Consider the following 23,006-nt stretch of genomic DNA (forward strand, 5'->3'; position numbering starts at 1 on the left):
GGAAGATAATGAAAAGCTATTGGGGGCATTAAGAGAGATGATGAAAAATGGCTAAAGCAATAATGATACAGGGAACAACCTCAAATGCGGGGAAAAGTCTTATAACTGCCGGGCTATGCCGCATTTTAGCACAGGATGGACTTAAGGTGGCACCATTCAAATCGCAGAATATGGCACTAAATTCTTTTATCACCGAGGATGGACTAGAAATGGGGAGAGCACAGGTTGTGCAGGCTGAGGCGGCGTATAAAAAGCCTGATATAAGGATGAATCCTATTTTGTTGAAGCCTACAAGCGACAAAGGTGCACAGGTTATCGTAAATGGCGAGGTTATTGGAAATTTGAATGCTATGGATTATTATAAAAACAAAACAAAATATATTCCGGAAATAATGAAAAGCTATAGCTCGCTTGTAAATGAGAATGATATTATTGTGATTGAGGGGGCAGGTAGTCCGGCAGAAATAAACTTAAAAGAAAATGACATTGTCAATATGGGTATGGCAAAGATGGCAAATGCACCTGTTTTAATTGTAGGTGATATTGACAGGGGCGGAGTTTTTGCATCCCTTTACGGAACCTATATGCTGCAGGATGAGACCGAAAGAAAGTACATCAAAGGAAATATAATCAATAAGTTCAGGGGAGATGTCAAGATACTCGAACCGGGGCTTAAAATGCTTGAAGCTCTTATTCCTGTTCCGACAATTGGTGTTGTTCCTTATTTGAATCTGAAAATAGACGATGAAGATAGCTTTTCCGATGTTTTTCACAACAATGGCATTGTATCTGATGTTGATATAGGTGTTATAAGGTTACCTAAAATATCGAATTTTACAGACTTTAACGCTTTTGATATAGCACTTGGGATTAAAGTTAGGTATATTTCGGATGTAAAAGAGTTTAGAAATCCTGATTTACTTATATTGCCAGGTACAAAGAACACCATTGAAGACTTGAAATGGCTTAGAGAAAGTGGACTTGAAGCAGAGATATTGAAATATGCGAGTAAGGGAGATCCGGTGTTTGGAATATGTGGAGGCTTTCAAATGCTTTGCAAAACTCTGAAAGATCCTCATAATGTTGAGGGTGGAGGCGAGATTAAGGGTTTAGGCCTTATTGATGCTGATACAATATTCGAAAGAGAAAAGACCAGAACAAGGGTCACTGGTACTTTTTTAAACTCAGGTGGTATCTTTGCTGCACTTAACAGCATAAGCTTTGAAGGTTATGAAATACATATGGGAATAACAAAGACAGAGGGCTTTTTATCAAAGTTAAAAAGCTTTGACGGACGGGAAAAAACAGACGGAATATGCCAGGGAAACGTCTATGGAAGCTATGTTCACGGTATTTTTGACAGTGAAGAGGTTTTAATCCCGATGATAAAAGCTTTATACAACAAGAAGGGACTAAAATACAATGAAACTTCCACAGTTGATATAAAAGCACATAAACAAAATGAATACAACAAATTAGCAACCGAGCTTCGGAAATCACTTGATATGGAGTATATTTATAAAATCATTGGAGATGGTATTAGTTTATGAGAGGGCTTATTCATATTTATTGCGGTGACGGTAAAGGCAAAACAACTGCAGCGTTAGGTCTTGCATTGCGTGCTAGTGGCAGCGGTTATACGGTAATTCTGGCTCAGTTTTTAAAGTCACGGATTACAAGCGAGTTGAATGTTTTAAACAAAATGGAAAGGGTAGTGGTTTTAAGGGGTGAAAAGCCGGGCAAATTTACATGGAATTTAAGTGAGGAGGAGAAAACAGAACTGAAAAGAGAAAACAACAGAATCTTTGAAAAAGCAATTTCTTATATAGAAGAAGATAAAAAAACGCTTGTAATATTTGATGAGATTATAGGAGCAATTGAAAAAAACCTTATTGATAGAGAAGTTGTATTGGATTACCTGAAAACTAAACCGCTCTTGGCTGAAGTAGTTTTCACAGGCAGAAACCCTGATAAGGAACTTCTCAGCTTGGCGGATTATGTTTCCGAAATCAAAAAAGTAAAGCATCCGTTTGATAGAGGCATTAAAGCAAGAGAGGGGATTGAATGTTGATGAATAACTATAAACCTAATGAAATTGAAAAGAAAAGCTTTGAAATAATAACTGAGGAAATGGGCAAGATTGAGCTGGATGAGAATGTTTTACCTATTGTTAAGAGAGTAATTCATACTACTGCAGATTTTGATTACTTACATAATCTTTGCTTTTCAGAAAATGTTATTAATACGGCGCTTGAAGCCATTAAAAGTGGTACGGATATTGTGACAGACACAAACATGGCATTGTCAGGAATAAACAAGGCGGCTCTTGCTAAAGCCGGTGGAAGGGTATATTGCTTTATGGCGGATGAAGATGTTGCAAAGAGGGCGATAGAGCAAAACTCAACTCGTGCATGTGCATCTATGGAAAAGGCAGCAGAATTGGGAAAGCCGCTTATTTTTGCTGTAGGCAATGCACCAACTGCTCTTATTAAACTGGATGAACTGGTAAGGAATAATAAAATAAAGCCTGCTTTGATTATTGGTGTTCCGGTAGGCTTTGTAAATGTTGTTGATTCAAAAGAGCTTATTATGAAAAGCGGTGTGCCATATATTGTTGCAAGAGGTCGAAAAGGAGGAAGCAACGTAGCTGCTGCTATTGTAAATGCTCTTTTATATATGGCGTTTCCACGTGAAAATTAAGAAAGTTTTTGAATTCTATTATGCTGCTATAGCTTTAGCAGTCATTGAAACATGCTAGAAAAGTCAATTAACTAAATGCCGAGATTATGATATATTAATCTACAGTAATTAAAGTCACGAAGGTTTTTGTAATTCATAAAAAAGTTTATCTATTAACTTTGGGACGAACCTGAAGAGGATGCTACATAGGGCAGCTCTTTTTTAGGTTTTGTGCTATTCCTTGAATTGGTGCTATCGGTACGCTCGTACGGTTTGTAACCAAGATGTTGATCCACCTCAGCCTCTAAAATGCTTTGGATATTACCCCCTAGCAGATTTTTTAATGTTTCTTGAACATCTTCAGCAGACTGGATGTTGTACTCTTGGACCAATGCTGAAAGTCCTACGGAAGGTTTTGAATCATTCGTTATCTGCATCATTTGCTAGCTTCAGATTTTTTCTTGTTTTCTAAATAGTGCTTCTTCATACATTCAAAGCTTATATCACTAATGTCATGTTCTATCTTGCATGAATCTTGATAGGCAGTCGCTTCATCAACACCTAGTACCATCAAAAAATTAGCAATAATAATATGTCGTTCATACATACGTTCCGCGATTTTGCTACCTTTATCAGTCAACGTAATAAAACCGTTATCATCCATTTCAATAAACCCATTTTCGCGGAATTGCTTCATTACTACACTCACGGAGTATGTATAGTTTTTATTTGGAGGCAGAGGGATGAAATACACATGGCTTGAAGAATATTGTCTTTCTAAGAAGGGCGTTGTAAAAGAATACAAACCCGAATGGGATGCAACAAGGTATATGATTAAAGACAAAATATTTGTGCTTCAAGGTGGTCCTAATGCAGTATTAATGGTCTCTTCAGCTTTCCTCATTCAGACTCAGGCAGCGGCATGGTTTATTAAGGCAAACCGAAGATTGACTCTTTTTTCGGCCAAGGATCAATCAGTAAATGCAAAAGAAGGAATATGGATCTAGGTATAAATTAAGGTCTGAACCCATGCCCGGAATCAGACCTTTTGATTAATATTAAACCGATGTATATCCGCCATCAACTTTTATATTCTGACCGGTAATATAGGAAGCTTCATCACTTGCAAGGAAAATAGCGGCAGGGTTTAATTCGCCTTCATTGCCATAACGCCCAAGCGGGACAGATGATTTCATGAAATTGGTAAATGCTTCGGTTTTTAATGTATCAATAGTCAATTCTGTTTCAAAGTATCCGGGGCTAATAGCATTGCAGGTAATATTATATTTGGCTAATTCAGCTGCGACAGCTCTAGTAAAGTTAATAACGCCACCTTTGGATGAATGATATGCGACCGTATCCATGACAGTATTACCAACCTGTCCATATATGGAAGCGATATTAATAATTCGGCCATATTTGTTTTCAACCATATTTTTTGAGAATGCTCTTGTTACTTTGAATACACTGGTTAAATCTGCATCGATGGTGAAGTTCCAGTCATCATCGGTCATATCCAGTATGCCTGCGTTTCTTGCGGCTCCTGCGTTATTGACCAGAATATCTACTTTTCCATACTCTTTAATTGCAGCTTCAGCTGCTTTGTTTACATCTTCCGTTTTGGTAACATCACATTGTATGGGCAGGCACCTGACTCCTTTAGACATGAAATCAGCAGCTATTGCCTCCAGTCTTTCAATTCTTCTAGCCATGAGAACCAAATCGGCACCCTGCCCCGCAAAACCATGCACCATCTGAAGACCTAAACCTGAAGAAGCCCCTGTCACTACAACTACGCGATTTTTTAGCGAAAACATAGTATCCCTCCTAAAAACACAAACGATTATTATTAATTTATCAAACAAATAATAGCATTTGCCTTAAGCTAATACTATTCGTTCAATGAATACTAATTATTAATACCCATTTAGTTAGGATTTATATCATGGAATTCCATGTGATTTTTTATGGGGTGAAATATAATGATTATGCAATAAATGTAAAAAGAATATTGGAAAATAGTGTGTTACTTTTACAATTAAAATGAGACTAAGGAATCCGCCGAAATCTGTTGAACGTATAGTGCCTTTTTTATTTATTGGTAGTTTCCAACGCGTGTTTGTCTAAAACAGTTATACCTTTCGGGGTTAACTTAATAATTCCTTGCCTTTGCATATTCGATAATTCCCTTGATATAGAAGGACGTGTACTTCCAATAAGATCAGCAATATCAGACCTTGTATGCCTGCATTTCAAATCCAGGCTTTTTTGCTTTTGGCTTTCATCCAGCAGATAACACGACAGCCTTTGGCGGATTGTGCGATGAGAAAGCATTTTGACTTTTCTGTTCAGATAAATAATTCTTTCAGACAGGCTTTTGATTAAATTCCTCTGGAAATTATGGCCTTTTTCGCATAATTCGAGAATATCTGTAGACGATGGCTGTTTATTCAGCAAGACTATTCCCGTTTCAGCAGCTCAGAAACATGCCTGTTTTGAACGATCTCTTCGATAGAATGGATACCCGATTGTCTGAGTACTATCATTACGTTCATATTATCAAAAGGTGTCAGGATATATGAATCCTCCCCAGTTTCGTTAACTATCCTTGTTGCCCTGTCTGCATCTATGTTTGTCTTCGGGCCACCGACACAGCCTCCCGAGCAACCCATGCCTTCTATGAAATTCGCGTCTATTTCTTCTCCCGCATTTAGCCTGTCCAAGAGCTCCTTACAGTTTTTAACGCCGTCGACGCGCTTCGATTTGAGCTTGATGACCCTGCTTGGTTCAAGCCTGTTGACGACAGTTTTTACTGAAAAGCTCACACCTCCTGTTTTTGCATAAAGCCTCCCACCTAGGGACGCCTGATCCTTTTCGTCGCCGGGAAGATCTTTCGGATGTATTTCGAGAGCGTTAAAGATCTCAGCAAGCTCTCTGAAATTAATTACGAAATCAATGGCTCCGTGCAGTTCAGGTTCGTTGATCTCAGCTTTTTTTGCTATGCATGGAGCGAAAAAGACGACTGCGGCGTCCTTGTACAATTCCTTTAGGAACCTGCCCGATGCGATCATGGGGGAGACTGATGGGGACATATGCCTATACATTTCTGGGTAGCCTTTCCTGGTCAGATTGAACCACACCGGGCAGCAGCAGCTGGTCAGGAAGAAATCTTTTTCTGTTTTGACGAGGCTGCTGAACTCGAACGCCTCGCGTATAGATAGAATATCTGCAAACATGGCGACTTCGATCATGTCTTCAAAGCCCATTACCCTGAAGGCTGATCTTAGCTGCCCCAAAGTTACATCTTCGCCGAACTGTCCAGCTATGGCAGGTGCAACTACGGCAAAAACCTTTCTGCTTTTGCTCTTCAGCAGGTCGATCAGCGGGATGAACTCGATCTTGTCGGCCAGTGCTCCGAAATCACAACTGACTACACATCCGCCGCAGCTCAGGCATTTATTGTTCTCAATGACGGGGCCTTCATTCCTTCTGTAGATCTGGGCCTCATATTTGCAATGGCCGCTGCAGTCGGGGTCTTCGCAGTATTTGCAGGCACCGTCTATTTTCGCGATAATCGTTTCACCAACTGCTTCGGATTTCTTTACGATATCAAGCTCGTCTGAGAACTCTCTGCCGCCCTTCGGATCCAGCCCCATCGCAATTCGGATATGATCCTTTATAAAAGGCAGATCCTGATCCGTAAAGTTATATTTGACCCTGATATCATCAGCAAGCTTATTAAGATCGTCGGCAGTATTAAGGCGGTCGTTCCAATACATTTCTACGATCTCACCGAAAATTTTCATTCTTTTTTCCTGAAAACCGGCAAAGCGGTTGGCCATAAAATATCACCCCGTCTTATGTAATGTGATTTGACATTTATAGATTGCCCAACAGATTTAAAAATAACATATTGAACATGGGTTTGGCAACTATTTTAATATGATTTCAACGAAATAAGTAAACACAAAAATTTAACTAAAAAGTGAAAATAATTAGGGACTATCATTTGTGTATTTTGCTATTTGAGTCTAGTAGTTTGTAAAGCTTCATTTGCTTTGCAAATCTACTTCTTCTGCTTGTGGTTCGCACACCAAGAAATTTAGTCTTTGTAGACCACTAGTCCCATTAGGTAGGTTCCGTTTTAATGATGATTATAGCAAATTTTCATTATTTTATATAGTAATAAATTGTCAATTAGCTATTAGTAAAAATGTTATAAGTTCTGTAAGTATTGATTTACTATCATAGTTATCTTCTGTTGTTCCCAGGTTATATCCAAAAGGAATAAAAATAAATTAAAAAAACAAAAATTATTTCGTACACCCCCCTCGCTTTTTCGGCTTAAAAGTGAGGGGGATTTTTTTGCCCTTATTTTGTACTTTGAAAACTTAAAATACAGTATATCAGGAAAACTACCTTTGCCACCAGAAGGGGAAGCAACAAAAAGCGGAGCGCTGTGACCTTTTAAAGAGTGAGCGAATTCATCCGGCTTAAAATAGTCTTTGGAAAGACTAATTGCGATGAAAGGCAAAGGGATAAATAATGATACTTCTGCCTTGAACGCTTCACCGCATTAGGCAGCCTGTAATGAATGACAGGATAACGCTCATTTGGTTTGAGAACTTATAACCATGTCAGCTTATATGATGCTATTTCCAATAGCAACCTGATATATCCCCTTGGTTATCAGGGATGTTGAGAACAAATATGATACAAAATTTCTATTGTTAAATTTTATATTTGACAGCAGATACTGTGGTGGACTTATAAAGAATTTAAATTCGATTATAGTCCATCACAGCAATGTGCTGTCAAGTGTTAGAAATCTAAGGAGAGAATAAGGATGTTTAAAATAGATACAAGTGAAGAAGCATTTATGCTATCATATTTTGAAAGGCACAGAGATAAAAAGACTTACAGATACCTATTTACTTTTGATAAAAATTATATAATTGTAGTGAAAGAGAATAAAAGTATTAACAGTTATTTCGTCATATGCAGGGATAAGGATTGTATAATTCCATTACTAAAAAGCAAAAAGGCGTATACAGACGAGTATAAAGATATATTAATTAATAGATTTACTTCAACATCTGATTATCAAGTAACACTTCCCGAAAACCCTAATACCATGATTGAATATATTTTTAAGAAATTAATGCCGGAAAGTGGCTTTAAAATAAGGGAGGAACAAATTGAGCTTTCTTTAAATATGTATACTGGAATTAAAAACAACTGTATTTCAATATGTGAAGCAGAAGTTGGAACGGGAAAGACTTATGCATATATTGTAGCAGCTGTGGTCTATGCATTGTATGAAAGGCAGAGTAGAAAAGGTATGGAAATTGAAGAATCCATTCCATGTGTAATCTCTACATCCAGTATCGATTTGCAGAATGCCATTATTAATAATTATATTCCAACTTTATCAGAAATCTTATACAAAAACAGAGTCATAAAGTGTCCGTTAAGTGCAGTGCTAAGAAAAGGTAAAGAACATTACTTTTGTAAAATGAGGTACGAACGGTTAGTGGAATACTTAAGAAGCAGTAAAAAGACTGCTGATAGAGAGTTGTTAGAAAAACTTAACTCGTTCAATCTTGGAAATTCAATTGATTTAGATGAATACAAAGGATTAAAAAATCATATTGTGCAGAAAATTAATGTGCCAAAGAATTGTGAAAAAAGATGCCCTGCATTCAAGGAATGTGAGTACATAAAATACATGGAATATGTAAAACAACCTTTTCATGATTTTCAGGTATGCAACCACAATTATTATCTTGCTGATGCAGTCAAAAGAGCAAAAGGAAGACAAACACTGATTCCAGAACATTCAATTGAAATTATAGATGAAGCTCATAAATTAACAGATGCAGCAACGCAGATCCTTGGGAAAAGCTTTCAAAGTGAAGATATAACATTAATGACTAATATGATCAGGAGTATTCTGAAAGGTAAAAAAGCATATCTGAACTCAGCAAAACTCAAACTGGAAAGGTTATGTGTATTGAGGACAAGATTTTTTAGGCACCTAATCTCTAAAAATAGAGAGATTATAGATGATGATATATCTCAAATAGCAGTTACAATTGACCTTTGTGAAAAAGAAATCCTTGTTGAAATGCTTTTACAAATCAGCAATATTAAAGATTATTGCTCCACTGATATTTCTAAAAGTAGAGAATTAGGAATGATGGTTTTAGAAATAGAGCAACAGATTGAAAATATATTAAAAACCAATGATGTCTTATATTGGCTTGAGAATCCTGGAAGTGAAAGTCTTGTAGCAGTTTGTTGTATTCCTATTGATTTGGAGTATCAATTATATCAAGTGTTATGGAGAAATGGAATTCCTAAAATTGTGACCTCAGGAACATTGTCTGATGATATAGGATTTGACTATTTTAAACGCAATACAGGGATAGATTTGATAACATCAAGTAAAACAAGTGAAATAAGCTATCTATCACCATTTGATTACAATAAAAATGCTTTGCTATATATAAGTCAAAAGGTGCCATTTCCAGACAAACAATGTGAAGAATACATTAAAGCTGTTGCAGAGGAGATTATAAACCTTGTTGATGCGACTTGTGGCCATACCGTTATTTTATTTACATCGTATACTTTGTTATCAAAGGTTTATGAGTTAGCAAGAAGTAGAATCAAATATCCTCTTTTAAAAATGGACAAAAGTCAAAAGAACATTGTAGACGCTTTTAAAAATAGCGGAAACGGTGTTCTTTTTGCTACAGGCTCTTTTTGGGAAGGAGTGGATTGTCCTGGTGATATTTTATCTTCTCTGATTATTGTGAATTTACCATTTCCTATACCTTCACCCATTGTAGAATACAAAAAAGAACAATTTGATACCATGGAAGAATTTATTGATACTATAGTGTTTCCAGAAATGATAATCAAATTGAAGCAGGGAATGGGAAGATTGATTCGATGTGAAACAGATACCGGGATTATAGCCGTTCTGGATTTTAGGGTTAGTAAAAACGGCAAGTATAGGAAGCGGGTACTGAAAGCTTTGAGCCATTTTGAAGTAACAGATTCAATTGATGATGTAAGAGATTTCATTGGAAAAGTGAAGGAAGAGTGTTATTTCAAAGACGATGGCATTAATTGGGGTGGCCAATGAACTTTGCCTTAGATTTATAATCTGTAGCTAGGGTTAATCAACTAGAACTAAAACTTTTCATATGATGTTTTGTAAGGTGATTTAAAAGGGGTTATATTATGATAATATCAAATAATAAAATTGAGTTAACTGAAGAAGAGAAGGATAATTTCAAACGTCAGTTAAAAAAGGGCATTTTATATCAGTTACATAAAGAAAAACTTCTCACTAATGAGCAACTAAAGCAAGTAATAAATTCACTAGAAAACTAAATTTACTTGCACATCATACTTTTTTATAATATAGTGTAGTTGATTGTGTAATTTTAATTAAAGGTGGATGTACATATGAAGACAAGGGTAGTTGCGTATTGTCGAGTTTCTACAGATAAAGAAGACCAGCAGAACTCATTTGAGAGTCAAAAAAGGTATTTTGAAGAATATATAAAAGCAAATGAGAACTGGGACTTCATTGACATTTATGCTGATGAAGGCATAAGCGGAACATCTGTTGAAAAACGAGAAGACTTTAAAAGGATGATTGAAGATGCTAAGGATAGAAAATTTGATTTAGTTCTGACTAAAGAAATTGCTAGATTTGCAAGAAATACTAAGGATAGTCTTGAATATACCCGTAAATTAAAGAAAATGGGTATTGGTGTTTTCTTTACAATAGATAATATAAATACACTTGATACTGATGGGGAATTAAGACTCACAATAATGTCTGCTTTAGCACAAGATGAGAGTAGAAGGACATCTGAGCGTGTAAAGTGGGGGCAGAAGAGAAGAATGGAGCAGGGTGTAGTATTTGGTAGAGAAGTATTTGGATATTATTTAGAGAAGGGTGTGTTGACTGTTAACCCTGAGGAAGCAGAAATTGTTAAGTTGATTTTTCATAAGTATTTTACTGAGGGTAAAGGAACACATACAATTGCTAAAGAACTATATGAGCAAGGAATAGCTACAAAAAGAAAAAATATCAGGTGGTCAAATGCTATGATCCTAAAAATGTTGAGGAATGAAAAGTATGTTGGCGACTTAGCTCAAAAAAAGACCTATACTCCGGATTTCTTAGACCATAAGAAGAAATATAATAAAGGTGAAGAAGAAATTGTTTATATTAAAGATCATCATGAAGCAATTATTGACAGAGATACTTGGAATGCTGCACAAGAAGAACTGAATAAAAGAACTACTTCAATTGAACAAAAAAGTAAATATAGCAATAGATATTGGTGTTCAGGCAAGATAATATGCGGTGAATGCAAAAGCAGATTTGTAAGCAGAACAAAAAAACTTAAAAATGGTCAGAAATATAAAGCATGGAGATGCATTGAGGCTGCAAATCATGGTAGTTTAAAAAATGATACCCAAGGTATACAAATAGGGTGCAATAATGGGAGTATAAATCACATTGTTTTGGGTATGATTGTTAATTTTGTTCTGCAATCAATAAATACAAATAAAGAACAGATAATTGCAGAATTATTGCAGGAGATTAAAAAGTTAAACAAGCCTCAAAAAATTAGAAGTACAGAGCCTTTGAAAAATAAATTGACTGTGCTTAATAGTAAAAAACAAAAAGTTATTGATTCAATGATAGATGGAATTATTTCAAAAGATGATGTGGTGTTAATGAATAAAAAATATGATGCTGAAATTGATGCAATTAAGGCAGAGATTAAAAATATTGAGCAGGTCAATTTACTAAATGGCAAACAGGCAGACAATTTGCAAATATATGTTGATCGAATAAAATCAATAATGAATGAAATGGATAGAACAGATATTGAAGAAGTATATAAAAAGATGGTTAACAAAATATATATGTTTAAGGAAAACATACTTGAAATATATTTAACATGTATACCTACTCCTGTGAAACTAAGGTTTAGTAGTTCCGGAAAAAACGGGAACTATAGGATTGATTGTGAGTTTATTGAGTGAAAATAGTATGCCATTTTGATAACGATACACCTATATCGTTAAGAATTGCTTTTGCTTCATTCGTTGGCATGCTGAATCTTTGACTTAAATACCTTAAAGATGCAGCCAACTCGCCATCTGGTCCACCATATTGAGTGATAACGTATTTTGCCATTTTAGGATTGGGTGCCTTAATTTTTACGGGGTACTCCAACTTCTTTTCATAAACCCACATTTTATGACCTCCTGAAATTAGACTTTATTAAATGAATTAAACTGTCATTTTTCCCATGGCCAAGGGCTTTCAATCCACTGCCACGGATATCTGCTGGGGGTTAATTGAGCAATTATAGGACCGTACAATCTTTCGTATTCGTGCCTTAACATAAGAGATCTTTGAACAGAATTGTTATATATTGCTATGGCATTTTGATCACATGGGTGTGTATCGAGGTATAGAAGCAGATCGGTAACAGTAAAATCAGCAGCCATAACCTCTTTTAGTAAGTTTTCACGATTTTGATCCATTATGACACCTCCTAAGCATCAACAGTATATTCAGGGTCTACACCATATGGTCTGTCAAGTTCGGGGAAAATAGTACCTGCGGCTAATCCCTTCATTGGTGGATAAATACTTACAAGGTTTTGAAACGGAACGTAAGCATGAGCAAGCAAAGGTACAGTCGGCATTGTTGCGGGCATAGTGCAAGGCGCATTGTTACTCTTATTGCTCATCATTCCGGCGTTTGAATTTGGATATAGCATCTTGAAACTCCTTCCAAATTGTTATTTTTATTAACATAATATTCGAATATAAGTTGAAATGTTCTTAAAGCCCGCACTTTTTTAAATACAATTATTTATAGTGCAAATGATAAAGATGGTGAAGTATAATAATGATATAGGAATAGTTAAAATATTACTTTGAAGGAGCAGAAAATGGATTCAACAATAAAGGTGTCTTTATGTCAGATGAAGGTAATTGACGACAAGGATATTAACATTGAAAAGGCAATCAAAATGATTGAAACATCTGCGAAGAATAATGCTGATGTAGTAATATTGCCAGAGATGTTTAACTGCCCATATGATAACAGTAAATTCCGTGCTTATGCAGAGAACCTGGTAAATGGAAAGACAATAGAATCCATATCAAAAGCGGCAAGAGAGTTTAAGGTTCACATAATTGCCGGTTCGATACCGGAACTTGCAGAAGAAAAACTATATAATACCTGTTTTGCTATAGATGATAATGGGAATACTATAGGAAGACATAGAAAGGTACACCTGTTTGATGTTAATATACCAGGTAAGATTGAGTTTAGAGAGTCGGATATGCTCGCTCCGGGAAATGATATTACAGTTGTTGATATAGGATGTTGTAAAATCGGCATTGCCATATGCTATGATGTAAGATTCCCGGAATTGTTCAGGCTTATGGCTCTAAAGGGAGCTCAAATGATAGTGATTCCAGCTGCCTTTAATATGACAACGGGGCCCCTTCATTGGGAACTTTTAATGAGGGCAAGAGCTGTAGATAATCAGGTTTTTATTGCAGCAGTATCACCTGCCAGAAATGAAAATGCTAATTATGTTGCCTATGGGAATTCAATGGTAGTGGATCCGTTTGCGGAAGTTCTGGTACGCTTGGGAGGAGAAGAAGATATCTTGTATTCAAATATAGATCTTTCGAAGCTTACTAAAGTAAGAAATGAACTTCCTTTATTAAAGCACAGAAGAGAGGATATATATGAAGTTTACGAAAAATAATGTTTAAAGAATAAGCTAAATATTAGTTGGTATATATAAAATTCATTCTTTACAGTTCATAATTCGTATGTTAAAATGTTTTAGGTAAAGTAAACCATTTGCTCGGTTCAAGGTTACTCCGTCCTTCTACTTGGCTAATGGCGATAAAATTTAAGGAGGATTTTTTACATGCAAAAAGAGTTAAAACAGGAAATAATCAATACTCACAAGCTTCATGAAGGTGACACAGGTTCACCTGAAGTTCAGATTGCAATTCTTACAGAAAGAATCAATCATTTAACAGATCATTTAAAAGTTCACAAGAAAGACCATCACTCAAGAAGAGGTCTTTTAATGATGGTTGGTCAGAGAAGGGGATTGTTAAACTACCTTCAGAAGATTGATATCGCTAGATATCGTGTGATAATCGAGAAATTGAATATCAGGAAATAATGATGAGCGGAGTATTCCGCTCATTCTTTTAATATTGTAAAGGTAATTAGTTACCTTTATTTTTATAAACAGCGGTATATACTGTATTATATATTTTTGTATAATTCATAAATACAATAGTTTTTTATGTGGAATAATAAATGAAAAATTTACTTTTGAAGTGTTTAATATAAAATACAAGTACTACAGGCATGTAGAAGGTAGATTGTACGGCAAATTCCAGTAGAGTATATCAATTTGCTGTAGAATCTACGTCCTACAGTCTGTGGTTAAGACAAGAGGAGGATAAACTGATGCAAAATAGTTTTAGTATGGAATTAGCTGGACGCACTTTAGTGATTGAAACTGGAAAATTGGCTCAATTGTCTAATGGTTCAGTAATGGTAAGATATGGCGATACTGTAGTTCTATCAAATGCAACTGCTTCAGCAAAGCCAAGGGAAGGGATAGATTTCTTTCCTTTAAGCGTGGACTATGAAGAAAGATTGTATTCTGTAGGAAAGATTCCAGGTGGTTTTATTAAAAGGGAGGGTAAACCTTCCGAGAAGGCAATACTTACTTCGAGAGTAATTGATAGACCATTAAGACCACTATTTCCAAAAGATCTTAGAAATGATGTTGCACTGGTAAACACTGTTATGTCTGTAGATCAGGACAATTCGCCTGAAGTTGCTGCTCTTTTGGGAGCTTCAATGGCATTGTCAATTTCAGATATTCCGTTTAACGGTCCTGTAGGTGGTGTAATATTAGGACTTGTTGATGGTAAAGTAGTAATAAATCCTGATGCAAAACAACGTGAAAAGAGTCAGATGTACGTTACTCTTGCGGCTACAAGAGAAAAAATAGTCATGATTGAAGCTGGTGCAAATGAAGTACCTGATGATGTAATGCTTGATGCAATCAGGCAAGGACATCAGGAGATCAGGAAGATATGCGATTTTATAGATAGTGTTGTAAAAGAAATTGGAAAGCCCAAATTCGAGTATAAATCTGCTGAGGTACCAGCCGAAATCTTTATGGCAGTCAAAGAATTTGGGTATGCAAGAATGAGAGAAGCTGTTCTCGCTGTGGACAAGCAGGTTAGAGATGAGAATATTGCAAAGCTTACTGAAGATACAAAAGCGCATCTTGCAGAAACCTTCCCAGAAATGGAATCTATCATTGATGAGGCATTGTACAAGCTGGAGAAGAAGGTTGTCAGAGAATATATTATGAAGGAAGGGAAAAGGGTAGATGGAAGAAGGTTGGATGAAATAAGACCTCTTTCCGCGGATGTTGGCCTTTTGCCTAGGGTTCATGGTTCAGGACTTTTCCAGAGGGGACAGACACAAGTTCTTACAATAGTTACTCTTGGGGCTTTGGGAGATGTTCAGGTGCTGGACGGAATCGAACTTGAAGAAACAAAAAGATATATGCATCATTATAATTTCCCTGGCTACAGTGTAGGAGAAGCCAAGACTTCAAGAGGTCCCGGAAGAAGAGAAATCGGGCATGGTGCATTGGCCGAAAGGGCACTTGAACCGGTTATTCCATCACAGGAAGAGTTTCCTTATACAATGAGACTTGTTTCTGAGGTATTAATGTCAAACGGATCAACTTCTCAGGGAAGTGTATGTGGTAGCACACTAGCTCTTATGGATGCAGGTGTACCTATCAAAAAGCCAGTTGCGGGTATTTCTGCCGGTTTGGTTGTTGATGAAGATGAACCTGGTAGATTTGTTACTTTCATGGATATACAGGGAATAGAGGACTTCTTTGGGGATATGGACTTTAAAGTAGCTGGTACAAAAGACGGAATTACTGCAATTCAAGTAGATATAAAGGTTGATGGACTTACAGAAGAGATAGTAGAGCAGGCATTTGAATTGACCAGAAAAGGTCGTCTGCAAATTATAGATGATGTAATTTTAAAAGCAATTCCTGCGCCAAGAAAAGAAATGTCGAAATATGCGCCTAAGATTATTACTACTGCTATTAACCCTGATAAAATAAGAGATGTTATAGGACCTGGCGGTAAGATGATCAATAAAATAATTGCAGACACAGGTGTAAAGATTGATATAGAAGATGACGGAAAAGTATTTATTTCGAGTTCAAATTCGCAGGCAGCGCAAAGGGCATTGATGATGATTGAAGGTATTGCAAAGGATGTAGAACCTGGCCAGATATATATGGGTAAAGTAATGCGTGTAACTACATTTGGAGCGTTTGTTGAGTTTTTGCCGGGTAAGGAAGGACTTGTCCATATTTCCAAGCTTGACAAAAAGAGAGTGGAAAAAGTTGAAGATGTAGTAAACATCGGGGATGAGATTCTTGTGAAGGTTCTTGATGTTGACAAGCAGGGTAGAATAAACCTTTCAAGAAAAGATGCAATGGACGATTCGCAGGAGGGTAATGAACAGTAGTTTAAAAAACTCTAATTGTTAATCGGAGGGTTTATGCTAAAACGTATAACGTTGGACAATGGCGTTAGAATTATTTGTGAGAAGATACCGTATGTAAGGTCGGTATCTGTAGGAGTTTGGGTAGGTACAGGTTCTAGGAATGAGACAATAGAAATAAACGGAGTATCTCACTTTATAGAACATATGCTTTTTAAAGGCACGAATAAAAGAAGTGCAAAAGAAATAGCAGAAAGTATTGATAGTATAGGCGGTCAAATAAACGCTTTTACAGGAAAGGAATGTACCTGCTACTACACAAAGACTTTGGATACGCATATAGATATTGCTCTGGACCTATTAACCGACATGTTTTTTAATTCAACGTTTTCCAAAAAGGATATTGATGTTGAAAGAAAAGTTGTTATTGAAGAGATAGGCATGTATGAGGATTCGCCTGAAGATCTTGTACATGACTATTTACCTGAAACAGTATGGGATGGTGATGCCTTAGGGATGCCAATCCTTGGTACGCATGATTGTCTTCATAAAATAAACAGGGATACTATTATTGATTATATTAGCGGTCACTATTTGCCTAGTAATACAGTAATAGCTGTTGCTGGCAATTATGATGAAAATTCCCTGGTTGAAAGTATAAAAAGAAATTTTGGAAGCTGGCATACAGATAAAACTCTTGAAAATCAATTTGGAAAAGTCAGTTTTAAGGCAAGCAAAAAAATTAAGGAAAAAGATACTGAACAAATGCATATATGTTTGGGCTTTGAAGGCATTGAGCATGGTAACGACGATTTGTACCCGCTGCTTGCAGTCAATAATGTCTTTGGAGGCGGCATGAGTTCCAGATTGTTTCAAAAGATTCGTGAAGAAATGGGGCTGGTTTACTCTATTTATTCATATCCTTCTTCGTACAAAAACGCAGGACTTTATACTATTTATGCGGGTATGAATCCTCGACATCAGGATACTTTTTTAAGACTTGTTATGAACGACATCAGGATTCTTGAAAAGTATGGAATTTCAGAGGATGAACTGGCAAAATCTAAAGAGCAACTTAAAGGAAGCTACATCCTTGGACTAGAAAGTACTAGCAGCAGAATGAACAGTCTGGGAAAATCTGAATTAATGCTTGGGATAATAAATTCGCCGGAAGAAGTCTTGAATAAGATTGATGCTGTTAATAACGAAAAGGTCAATGAAGTTATCAAGAGAGTTTTCCAGATTGAAAAAATTAGTCTTGCAGCTGTGGGTAACATAAAAAGCGATATTGATCTTGGAAAATATATTTAATAATTAAAAAATGTAAATGTATTACTTGTGTTTTTTACATTATGGCTAATTGATATCAAATAAGCCATATGTAAAAATAGAAGCGTATTTACATCACGAAAAAAGAGCTTTGCAGCCTTAAACTGTAAAGCTCTTTTTTTATTTGGTTAACATTTTGTACAAGCACTTTAGATTTACAAAAAACATAAGATGTATTAGTCGCCATAAATTGTTACATATAGTAAAAGCGTATGTGCGAAGGTCTGTTTTGTTCCGTGTTTTCAAGATGAAGGGAGGATCTGCTAAAATGACAAACAAAAGGTTCACGGTTTTGGGTGGCGATTTAAGAAGCGTAAAACTTGCAAACCTAATTGCAGCAGAGGGCAACAAGGTTGACATATACGGATTTAAGAGTGCGAGTTTTGAGTTGGGAATGGAAGAAAGCCTAAGCTTGGAACTTGCAATAAAAGAATCAGATGTAGTTATAGGACCGTTGCCTTGTTCAAATGATAATGAAAATATCAATGCACCATTTTATCCAGATAAAATTTACATAAAGGATGTATTCAAAACAATGACAAAGAATCAGTTGTTTATTGCTGGAAGAATAAGTGAAAAGATCCTTCATGCAGCATCAGTGTATAATGTCTATTCAGTTGATTTGCTGGAAAGGGAAGAAATGGCGGTATTGAATGCGATACCTACAGCAGAAGGGGCTATTCAGATTGCTATGGAGGAAATGCCAATTACACTTCACAATTGCAATGCAATGATTCTTGGGTTTGGAAGAATAGGTAAGATTCTTGCAAAAATGCTTTTTGGTTTAGGCTGCAATGTTTATGTAGAGGCTAGAAAATGTTCTGATTTAGCATGGATTAGAGGCTATGGTTATAAGCCTGTTCACATAACGGAAATGGAAAACAACTTAGCTGGTATGGACGTCATATTTAACACAATACCATCTGTAGTTCTTGACGGAAATATGCTCAGAAAAGTAAAAAAAGACAGCCTTATAATTGATCTTGCATCCAAACCTGGAGGAGTGGATTTCGAAAAAGCTAAAGAGCAGGGAGTTAAAACAATTTGGGCGCTATCATTGCCGGGAAAAGTGGCTCCAGTTACAGCAGCGGAGTTTATTAAAGATACTGTCTACAATATAATTAATGAGTTGGGGGTATAGAAAATGCAGTTGGATGGAATTAAAATCGGATTTGCACTTACGGGTTCTTTCTGCACAATCAGTAAAGTGGTTCCCGAGATTGAAAAACTTGTTAGTACTGGGGCAAAAGTTATTCCTATAATTTCAGGATCAGTAGATAAATTTGACACCAGATTCGGCACTGCAAAAGACTTAAGATTAAAATTGGAAGGTATTACAGGAGAGAAAATTATTGATTCAATTATTGACGCAGAACCATTTGGACCAAGGTCATTGGTAGATTTAATTGTTGTTGCACCCTGTACTGGAAATACCGCTGCTAAAATTGCAAACGGTATAACAGATACTGCGGTAACTATGGCTTCAAAGGCACATATGAGAAATCAGAAGCCTCTGGTAATTGCAATTTCAACCAATGATGGCCTAGGTGTAAACGCAAAAAATATCGGTTTATTGCTCAATATGAAGAATGTATACATGGTTCCTTTTGGACAGGACGGACCGGATAGTAAGCCGAATTCCGTTGTGGCAGATACAACTTTAATAATTCCCACAATAGAAGCTGCATTAAATGGCAAACAGATCCAACCGTTACTTATAAAATACTAAACGAAAAACATCTTAAATAAAAAAAGTGACTTTGTCACTTTTTTTATTTGGGCTATTAAATGAAATAGTATGAGTTAAAAATTTGAAATCTACCAAAATTCAGGTTAATGGTGAAATATAATATAAAAATTAATAAAAAATTAATGAAAAGTTCATAAAATAATCATAAATGGTTAATTAGGTGCTTGAGTATACTAATAAAACGTGCTAAAATAGGTATTAGCATGTACAAGATAAGAGGTTGGTTATAAAGAAATACATATGAATATGAGTTTTATAAAAAAGTTTATTATGTATATATTTAAAGAATAATTTATACTTCACAAAGAATAAACTTTAGTATAGAATATCTATTAAAAGATTTGAAAGAATTCTTTGTAGTGTCAATTACAGTGTAATCGCGTTAAGTAATATATAACTAAATGTTATTTGGGGGTTCAAAATGGTAGGAATAGATACTAGAGGAATTGATGAAATACTTTTAGAAATGGGCGCTTTAAAAATTACAGATCTAAAGAGAGCATGGGACATCCAGCGTGAAAGCAAAGGAAGTATTGAGGACGTTCTTGTTGAGCTTGGACTTGTAACCAAAAAGGACGTCATGATGGCAAATGCCACAAAAATGGGCATCTCTTTTGTAGATTTGTCAAGTCAAGAAATCAAAGATTCGAGCATTCCTAGTCTTATAACGAAAAATATTGCACATAGATATAAAGTAATACCTATAGAAAAAGAAAATAGTGTATTGACAGTTGCCATGAAAGATCCCACAGATATATTTTCTATTGATGATATACGTCTTGCAACCGGACTTGAAATAAGGCCTGTTCTTGCCGATGGTAATGAAATCGACAGACTTATTGTAAAGTTTTATGGTGAAGAACAAAAGCCTAAAGAGGTTAAAGCTCAGGCACCAATACAAGAAGTTAAAATGCCGGAAATACAAAGGCCTGATCCGATTAAAGAAAAAGAAGAAATGTTGCTTGACAGAGGTACTTATAATACAATAAAGCAGGATGTTGAATTACCGGATTTAGATTTAAATACTATCTCAAATAATATACAATCCAATAATTTTGGTAGCGGAAATAGTTTTAACGAGAATGGTCTTTTTAAAGATAAGATTGGAAACTTGCTTGTCAGATCAGGAGTTATTGCACAGGAACAGCTAGATAGGGCATTGGCAATTCAATCTAAAAATGGTGAACTTATTGGTAAAATTCTTGTAAAAGAAGGATTTATTAATACGAAATCACTTTATGAATTTTTGGAAAAACAAATGGGCGTCCAGTTTATTGATCTTGACTCTATTGAATTTGATGACGAAGCAATAAAACTGGTTACTCAAAATATAGCAAGAATGCACAAATTGATTCCGTTTAATAAGACAGATACATCTCTTAAAGTTGCTATGAGTGACCCTATGAATATTTTTTCAATAGATGACCTGAGACTTACCACTGGACTTGAAATTATTCCGTGCCTTGCTGAAGAAGAGTTGATTAATAAGTATCTTAATGTTTATTATGACAAATCTCATAGTAATAAATCTGGTTCTACAGGTGAGAAAAAAATTGCAGAATTAGATGAAGATTTGAAGAAAGTTAATGAAAAAATTGCAGTAGAAATTAAAGAAGCTGAAGCGGAAGAAGAAACTGTAGATATATCAGATCTTGAAAATGCTCCGATTGTTAAAATGGTTAACATAATATTTCAAAAGGCTGTTGCGAGCAGAGCAAGTGATATTCACATCGAACCTCAGGAAGACGGTGTATTGGTGCGTTATAGAATAGACGGACAGCTTGTTGAGATTGCGAGATATGATAAGAAGATTATGCCTTCCATGTCTGCGAGGGTGAAAATAATAAGTGGTCTGAATATAGCAGAGAAAAGAATTCCACAGGATGGTAGAATTTCTCTTAATATAGACGGAAAGAACTATGACCTCCGTGTATCCATACTACCAACCATGTTCGGCGAAAAGATTGTAATGAGAATAGCAGATAAAGATGGTTTCAATGTTACTAAGCAGCAACTGGGATTCTTTGAAGATGATATGGAAAAGTTTGATAGCATTATATCAAATCCACATGGCATTATCCTTGTTACAGGACCTACTGGAAGTGGTAAATCAACTACTTTGTATACGGCTTTAAAAGAGCTTTGTACTCCTGACGTAAATATCCTTACGGTTGAGGATCCTGTGGAAAACACTATAAGAGGAATAAATCAGGTTCAGGTTAATGTTAAGGCAGGAATGACTTTTGCTGCAGCATTGAGGTCTTTCTTAAGGCAGGACCCTGATATAATAATGGTAGGAGAAATTCGTGATGGTGAGACAGCTGAAATAGCAACTAGATCAGCTATCACTGGTCACCTTGTATTTAGTACAATTCATACAAATGATGCTGCAAGCTCAATTACAAGAATGATTGATATGGGGATAGAACCGTTTTTGATGTCTTCGGCTGTAGTTGGAATTATAGCTCAAAGACTTGTACGTAGATTATGCCCGAAATGCAAAGAACTATTAGAGCTCACTGAGCAGGACCGGGATATTTTAGATATTGAAGAGGGCGAAGAGGTTACGATATATAAGGCAAATGGATGCCCAGAGTGTAATAATATGGGGTATAAAGGCAGAATAGCTGTTTATGAAATAATGGAAGTAAACAGAGAAATCAGGGAAATGATTGCAAAAAATGAAAATTCCGATGTAATAAAGGATGTAGCAATTAAAAATGGCATGAAAACTTTGCGTATGAATAGTGCGAGACTTGTTAAAAACGGTGTTACAACGATTGATGAAATGCTAAAAATAGCGTTTTCAAAAGATTAAATGAGAGGATGTAACATATGGATCTAAATGCGATTCTTACTAAGGCAGTAAACAGTGGAGCTTCAGACCTTCATGTTTGCGCAGGTGTACCACCAGTTATCAGGTTGCATGGAGACTTGATAAACCTTGATGAACCAATTCTAACCCCACATGATTGTGTAGAATTGGCGAAACAATGTCTGAATAGCAGGTTGTATGAGTATTTCCTTGATACTGGAGAGGTGGACTCTTCATATGCTATTGCAGGTATAGCGCGTTTTAGGGTAAATGTGTTCAAACAAAGGGGCACATGTGCTATAGCTTTTAGAACGATCCCTCAGGATGTACCAAAAATTGAGGATTTAGGTCTCCCGGGACTTGTTTATGACCTTCTATAGCAAATTTGATTCGTGAAAGCCGTACACATCAGATTAATACATGTATACAGACCGGATCACAATTCGGAATGTACACCATGGATACATGCCTTGCGGATCTTTATAAGCAGGAGCTTATTGACTATGAAAGTGCTTGCCAGTACTCGGTTGATATGGATAATTTGAGAAAAATAATATCAATGTAAAAAAAGTACTAGTAATTTTTTTGGATATGTTGTAAAATATAATTAATATAAAGATAGAATTTGGATTAGGTTTTATATATTAAAAGAATATTATAGAGATATTATTTATTTTTACTTGGAGTGTATATTATTTGGGAGGTTGGGTTGAGTATGTCTTATCTAACATTAGTAGTCCTTGTATCTATGTTTTATGTACATATCGTCCTTAATAATTTCTTTCCAA

General features: G+C 35.8%; 22 protein-coding genes and 2 pseudogenes. 16 read left to right on the top strand and 8 right to left on the bottom strand.

The genetic code is table 11. The annotated features are described in order from the left end of the window. The first annotated feature begins 47 nt into the window (after positions 1-47). From ACECE_RS0217575 to ACECE_RS0217585, 3 genes are read left to right on the top strand one after another with little or no spacing between them, the layout of a single operon-like run. Positions 48-1,550, top strand: coding sequence for a cobyric acid synthase (locus ACECE_RS0217575; protein ID WP_010249632.1), 1,503 nt, complete (start codon positions 48-50; stop codon positions 1,548-1,550). Next, positions 1,547-2,071: a cob(I)yrinic acid a,c-diamide adenosyltransferase gene (locus ACECE_RS0217580; RefSeq protein WP_010249633.1), complete on the top strand. Its 525-nt coding sequence runs from the start codon at positions 1,547-1,549 to the stop codon at positions 2,069-2,071. Before ACECE_RS0217575 ends, ACECE_RS0217580 begins: the two co-directional genes overlap by 4 nt. Then, a complete protein-coding gene (locus ACECE_RS0217585; RefSeq protein ID WP_205410201.1) occupies positions 2,071-2,700 on the top strand; it encodes a precorrin-8X methylmutase in 630 nt (209 codons plus the stop codon). Before ACECE_RS0217580 ends, ACECE_RS0217585 begins: the two co-directional genes overlap by 1 nt. 200 nt (positions 2,701-2,900) lie before the next feature. On the opposite strand, the pseudogene ACECE_RS27980 reads toward ACECE_RS0217585, so the two are convergent. Together ACECE_RS27980 and ACECE_RS27985 are read right to left on the bottom strand one after the other, a co-directional pair. Continuing rightward, a pseudogene (locus tag ACECE_RS27980) lies at positions 2,901-3,119 on the bottom strand (transposase); the annotation flags it as partial. Then, positions 3,116-3,376: a metal-dependent transcriptional regulator gene (locus tag ACECE_RS27985; RefSeq protein WP_010249641.1), complete on the bottom strand. Its 261-nt coding sequence runs from the start codon at positions 3,374-3,376 to the stop codon at positions 3,116-3,118. The gene ACECE_RS27985 and the pseudogene ACECE_RS27980, both read right to left, overlap by 4 nt. Positions 3,377-3,422: 46 nt before the next feature. Here ACECE_RS27985 and ACECE_RS32185 point away from each other — a divergent pair, with 46 nt between their 5' ends. Further along, on the top strand, positions 3,423-3,686 hold the full coding sequence (locus ACECE_RS32185; protein ID WP_010249642.1) for an MmcQ/YjbR family DNA-binding protein: 264 nt from the start codon (positions 3,423-3,425) through the stop codon (positions 3,684-3,686). A 51-nt stretch (positions 3,687-3,737) separates the two neighbouring features. On the opposite strand, the gene ACECE_RS0217605 is transcribed toward ACECE_RS32185, so the two are convergent. The 3 genes from ACECE_RS0217605 to ACECE_RS0217615 all read right to left on the bottom strand — a co-directional run bounded on the left by ACECE_RS0217605 (position 3,738) and on the right by ACECE_RS0217615 (position 6,521). Beyond that, entirely contained in the window at positions 3,738-4,496 is a 759-nt protein-coding gene (locus tag ACECE_RS0217605) for an SDR family NAD(P)-dependent oxidoreductase (protein ID WP_010249643.1), read from the bottom strand. Between the two features lie 274 nt (positions 4,497-4,770). Then, on the bottom strand, positions 4,771-5,136 hold the full coding sequence (locus ACECE_RS29565) for a Crp/Fnr family transcriptional regulator (RefSeq protein ID WP_010249644.1): 366 nt from the start codon (positions 5,134-5,136) through the stop codon (positions 4,771-4,773). Positions 5,137-5,138: 2 nt separating this feature from the next. Continuing rightward, positions 5,139-6,521, bottom strand: a complete 1,383-nt coding sequence (locus ACECE_RS0217615) for a [Fe-Fe] hydrogenase large subunit C-terminal domain-containing protein (protein WP_010249645.1) — start codon at positions 6,519-6,521, stop codon at positions 5,139-5,141. 1,004 nt (positions 6,522-7,525) lie between these two features. Here ACECE_RS0217615 and ACECE_RS0217625 point away from each other — a divergent pair. From ACECE_RS0217625 to ACECE_RS0217635, 3 genes are all read left to right on the top strand, one after another. Next, positions 7,526-9,832, top strand: a complete 2,307-nt coding sequence (locus tag ACECE_RS0217625; protein WP_010249646.1) for an ATP-dependent DNA helicase — start codon at positions 7,526-7,528, stop codon at positions 9,830-9,832. Positions 9,833-9,930: 98 nt separating this feature from the next. Then, positions 9,931-10,083, top strand: coding sequence for a hypothetical protein (locus tag ACECE_RS31230; protein ID WP_010249648.1), 153 nt, complete (start codon positions 9,931-9,933; stop codon positions 10,081-10,083). Positions 10,084-10,158: 75 nt separating this feature from the next. After that, positions 10,159-11,760, top strand: a complete 1,602-nt coding sequence (locus tag ACECE_RS0217635) for a recombinase family protein (RefSeq protein ID WP_010249650.1) — start codon at positions 10,159-10,161, stop codon at positions 11,758-11,760. 28 nt (positions 11,761-11,788) lie between these two features. Here the strand turns inward: ACECE_RS0217635 and ACECE_RS0217640 are convergent. From ACECE_RS0217640 to ACECE_RS27995, 3 genes and pseudogenes are all read right to left on the bottom strand, one after another. After that, positions 11,789-11,974, bottom strand: a pseudogene (locus tag ACECE_RS0217640) (manganese catalase family protein); the annotation flags it as partial. 44 nt (positions 11,975-12,018) lie between these two features. Then, complete coding sequence (locus ACECE_RS0217645) at positions 12,019-12,267, bottom strand: spore coat protein CotJB (RefSeq protein ID WP_010249654.1); 249 nt, start codon at positions 12,265-12,267, stop codon at positions 12,019-12,021. 11 nt (positions 12,268-12,278) lie between these two features. Continuing rightward, positions 12,279-12,506 (bottom strand): spore coat associated protein CotJA, encoded by a 228-nt coding sequence (locus ACECE_RS27995; RefSeq protein ID WP_010249656.1) that lies wholly within the window; start codon positions 12,504-12,506, stop codon positions 12,279-12,281. Between the two features lie 174 nt (positions 12,507-12,680). Between ACECE_RS27995 and ACECE_RS0217655 the strand changes: the two genes are divergently transcribed. The 9 genes from ACECE_RS0217655 (at position 12,681) to ACECE_RS32650 (ending at position 22,783) form a co-directional block, all read left to right on the top strand. Beyond that, positions 12,681-13,511, top strand: a complete 831-nt coding sequence (locus tag ACECE_RS0217655; RefSeq protein ID WP_010249659.1) for a carbon-nitrogen hydrolase family protein — start codon at positions 12,681-12,683, stop codon at positions 13,509-13,511. 168 nt (positions 13,512-13,679) lie between these two features. Beyond that, positions 13,680-13,943 carry a 30S ribosomal protein S15 gene (gene rpsO / locus ACECE_RS0217660; RefSeq protein WP_010249661.1) on the top strand — a complete coding sequence of 88 codons (264 nt, stop codon included), beginning with the start codon at positions 13,680-13,682 and terminating at the stop codon, positions 13,941-13,943. A gap of 293 nt (positions 13,944-14,236) precedes the next feature. Further along, on the top strand, positions 14,237-16,348 hold the full coding sequence (locus ACECE_RS0217665) for a polyribonucleotide nucleotidyltransferase (protein WP_010249662.1): 2,112 nt from the start codon (positions 14,237-14,239) through the stop codon (positions 16,346-16,348). Between the two features lie 33 nt (positions 16,349-16,381). Further along, on the top strand, positions 16,382-17,635 hold the full coding sequence (locus ACECE_RS0217670; RefSeq protein WP_010249664.1) for a M16 family metallopeptidase: 1,254 nt from the start codon (positions 16,382-16,384) through the stop codon (positions 17,633-17,635). A gap of 286 nt (positions 17,636-17,921) precedes the next feature. Further along, the gene (dpsA, locus tag ACECE_RS0217675) at positions 17,922-18,794 is read left to right on the top strand and encodes a dipicolinate synthase subunit DpsA (RefSeq protein ID WP_010249666.1); all 873 of its coding nucleotides are present in this window, start codon (positions 17,922-17,924) and stop codon (positions 18,792-18,794) included. A 3-nt stretch (positions 18,795-18,797) separates the two neighbouring features. Continuing rightward, complete coding sequence (locus ACECE_RS0217680) at positions 18,798-19,382, top strand: dipicolinate synthase subunit B (RefSeq protein ID WP_010249668.1); 585 nt, start codon at positions 18,798-18,800, stop codon at positions 19,380-19,382. A gap of 442 nt (positions 19,383-19,824) precedes the next feature. Beyond that, a complete protein-coding gene (locus tag ACECE_RS0217685) occupies positions 19,825-22,221 on the top strand; it encodes an ATPase, T2SS/T4P/T4SS family (RefSeq protein ID WP_010249670.1) in 2,397 nt (798 codons plus the stop codon). A gap of 17 nt (positions 22,222-22,238) precedes the next feature. Continuing rightward, positions 22,239-22,598, top strand: a complete 360-nt coding sequence (locus ACECE_RS0217690; protein WP_010249672.1) for a twitching motility protein — start codon at positions 22,239-22,241, stop codon at positions 22,596-22,598. A 5-nt stretch (positions 22,599-22,603) separates the two neighbouring features. Further along, positions 22,604-22,783, top strand: coding sequence for a hypothetical protein (locus ACECE_RS32650; protein WP_456049029.1), 180 nt, complete (start codon positions 22,604-22,606; stop codon positions 22,781-22,783). Positions 22,784-23,006 lie beyond the last annotated feature (223 nt).

Origin of the sequence: Acetivibrio cellulolyticus CD2, assembly GCF_000179595.2 — a bacterium.
GTDB lineage: Bacteria > Bacillota > Clostridia > Acetivibrionales > Acetivibrionaceae > Acetivibrio > Acetivibrio cellulolyticus.

Bases quoted from the DNA above. Each gene is read 5' to 3' on its own strand.
- ACECE_RS31230 (WP_010249648.1), top strand. From the start codon at position 9,931: ATGATAATATCAAATAATAAAATTGAGTTAACTGAAGAAGAGAAGGAT.
- ACECE_RS0217575 (WP_010249632.1), top strand. From the start codon at position 48: ATGGCTAAAGCAATAATGATACAGGGAACAACCTCAAATGCGGGGAAA.
- rpsO (WP_010249661.1), top strand. From the start codon at position 13,680: ATGCAAAAAGAGTTAAAACAGGAAATAATCAATACTCACAAGCTTCAT.
- ACECE_RS0217615 (WP_010249645.1), bottom strand. From the start codon at position 6,521: ATGGCCAACCGCTTTGCCGGTTTTCAGGAAAAAAGAATGAAAATTTTC.
- ACECE_RS0217685 (WP_010249670.1), top strand. From the start codon at position 19,825: ATGGTAGGAATAGATACTAGAGGAATTGATGAAATACTTTTAGAAATG.
- ACECE_RS0217680 (WP_010249668.1), top strand. From the start codon at position 18,798: ATGCAGTTGGATGGAATTAAAATCGGATTTGCACTTACGGGTTCTTTC.
- ACECE_RS0217655 (WP_010249659.1), top strand. From the start codon at position 12,681: ATGGATTCAACAATAAAGGTGTCTTTATGTCAGATGAAGGTAATTGAC.
- ACECE_RS0217625 (WP_010249646.1), top strand. From the start codon at position 7,526: ATGTTTAAAATAGATACAAGTGAAGAAGCATTTATGCTATCATATTTT.
- ACECE_RS27995 (WP_010249656.1), bottom strand. From the start codon at position 12,506: ATGCTATATCCAAATTCAAACGCCGGAATGATGAGCAATAAGAGTAAC.
- ACECE_RS0217645 (WP_010249654.1), bottom strand. From the start codon at position 12,267: ATGGATCAAAATCGTGAAAACTTACTAAAAGAGGTTATGGCTGCTGAT.
- ACECE_RS32185 (WP_010249642.1), top strand. From the start codon at position 3,423: ATGAAATACACATGGCTTGAAGAATATTGTCTTTCTAAGAAGGGCGTT.
- ACECE_RS0217670 (WP_010249664.1), top strand. From the start codon at position 16,382: ATGCTAAAACGTATAACGTTGGACAATGGCGTTAGAATTATTTGTGAG.
- ACECE_RS0217665 (WP_010249662.1), top strand. From the start codon at position 14,237: ATGCAAAATAGTTTTAGTATGGAATTAGCTGGACGCACTTTAGTGATT.
- ACECE_RS27985 (WP_010249641.1), bottom strand. From the start codon at position 3,376: ATGAAGCAATTCCGCGAAAATGGGTTTATTGAAATGGATGATAACGGT.
- ACECE_RS0217635 (WP_010249650.1), top strand. From the start codon at position 10,159: ATGAAGACAAGGGTAGTTGCGTATTGTCGAGTTTCTACAGATAAAGAA.
- ACECE_RS0217585 (WP_205410201.1), top strand. From the start codon at position 2,071: ATGAATAACTATAAACCTAATGAAATTGAAAAGAAAAGCTTTGAAATA.
- ACECE_RS0217580 (WP_010249633.1), top strand. From the start codon at position 1,547: ATGAGAGGGCTTATTCATATTTATTGCGGTGACGGTAAAGGCAAAACA.
- ACECE_RS0217690 (WP_010249672.1), top strand. From the start codon at position 22,239: ATGGATCTAAATGCGATTCTTACTAAGGCAGTAAACAGTGGAGCTTCA.
- dpsA (WP_010249666.1), top strand. From the start codon at position 17,922: ATGACAAACAAAAGGTTCACGGTTTTGGGTGGCGATTTAAGAAGCGTA.
- ACECE_RS0217605 (WP_010249643.1), bottom strand. From the start codon at position 4,496: ATGTTTTCGCTAAAAAATCGCGTAGTTGTAGTGACAGGGGCTTCTTCA.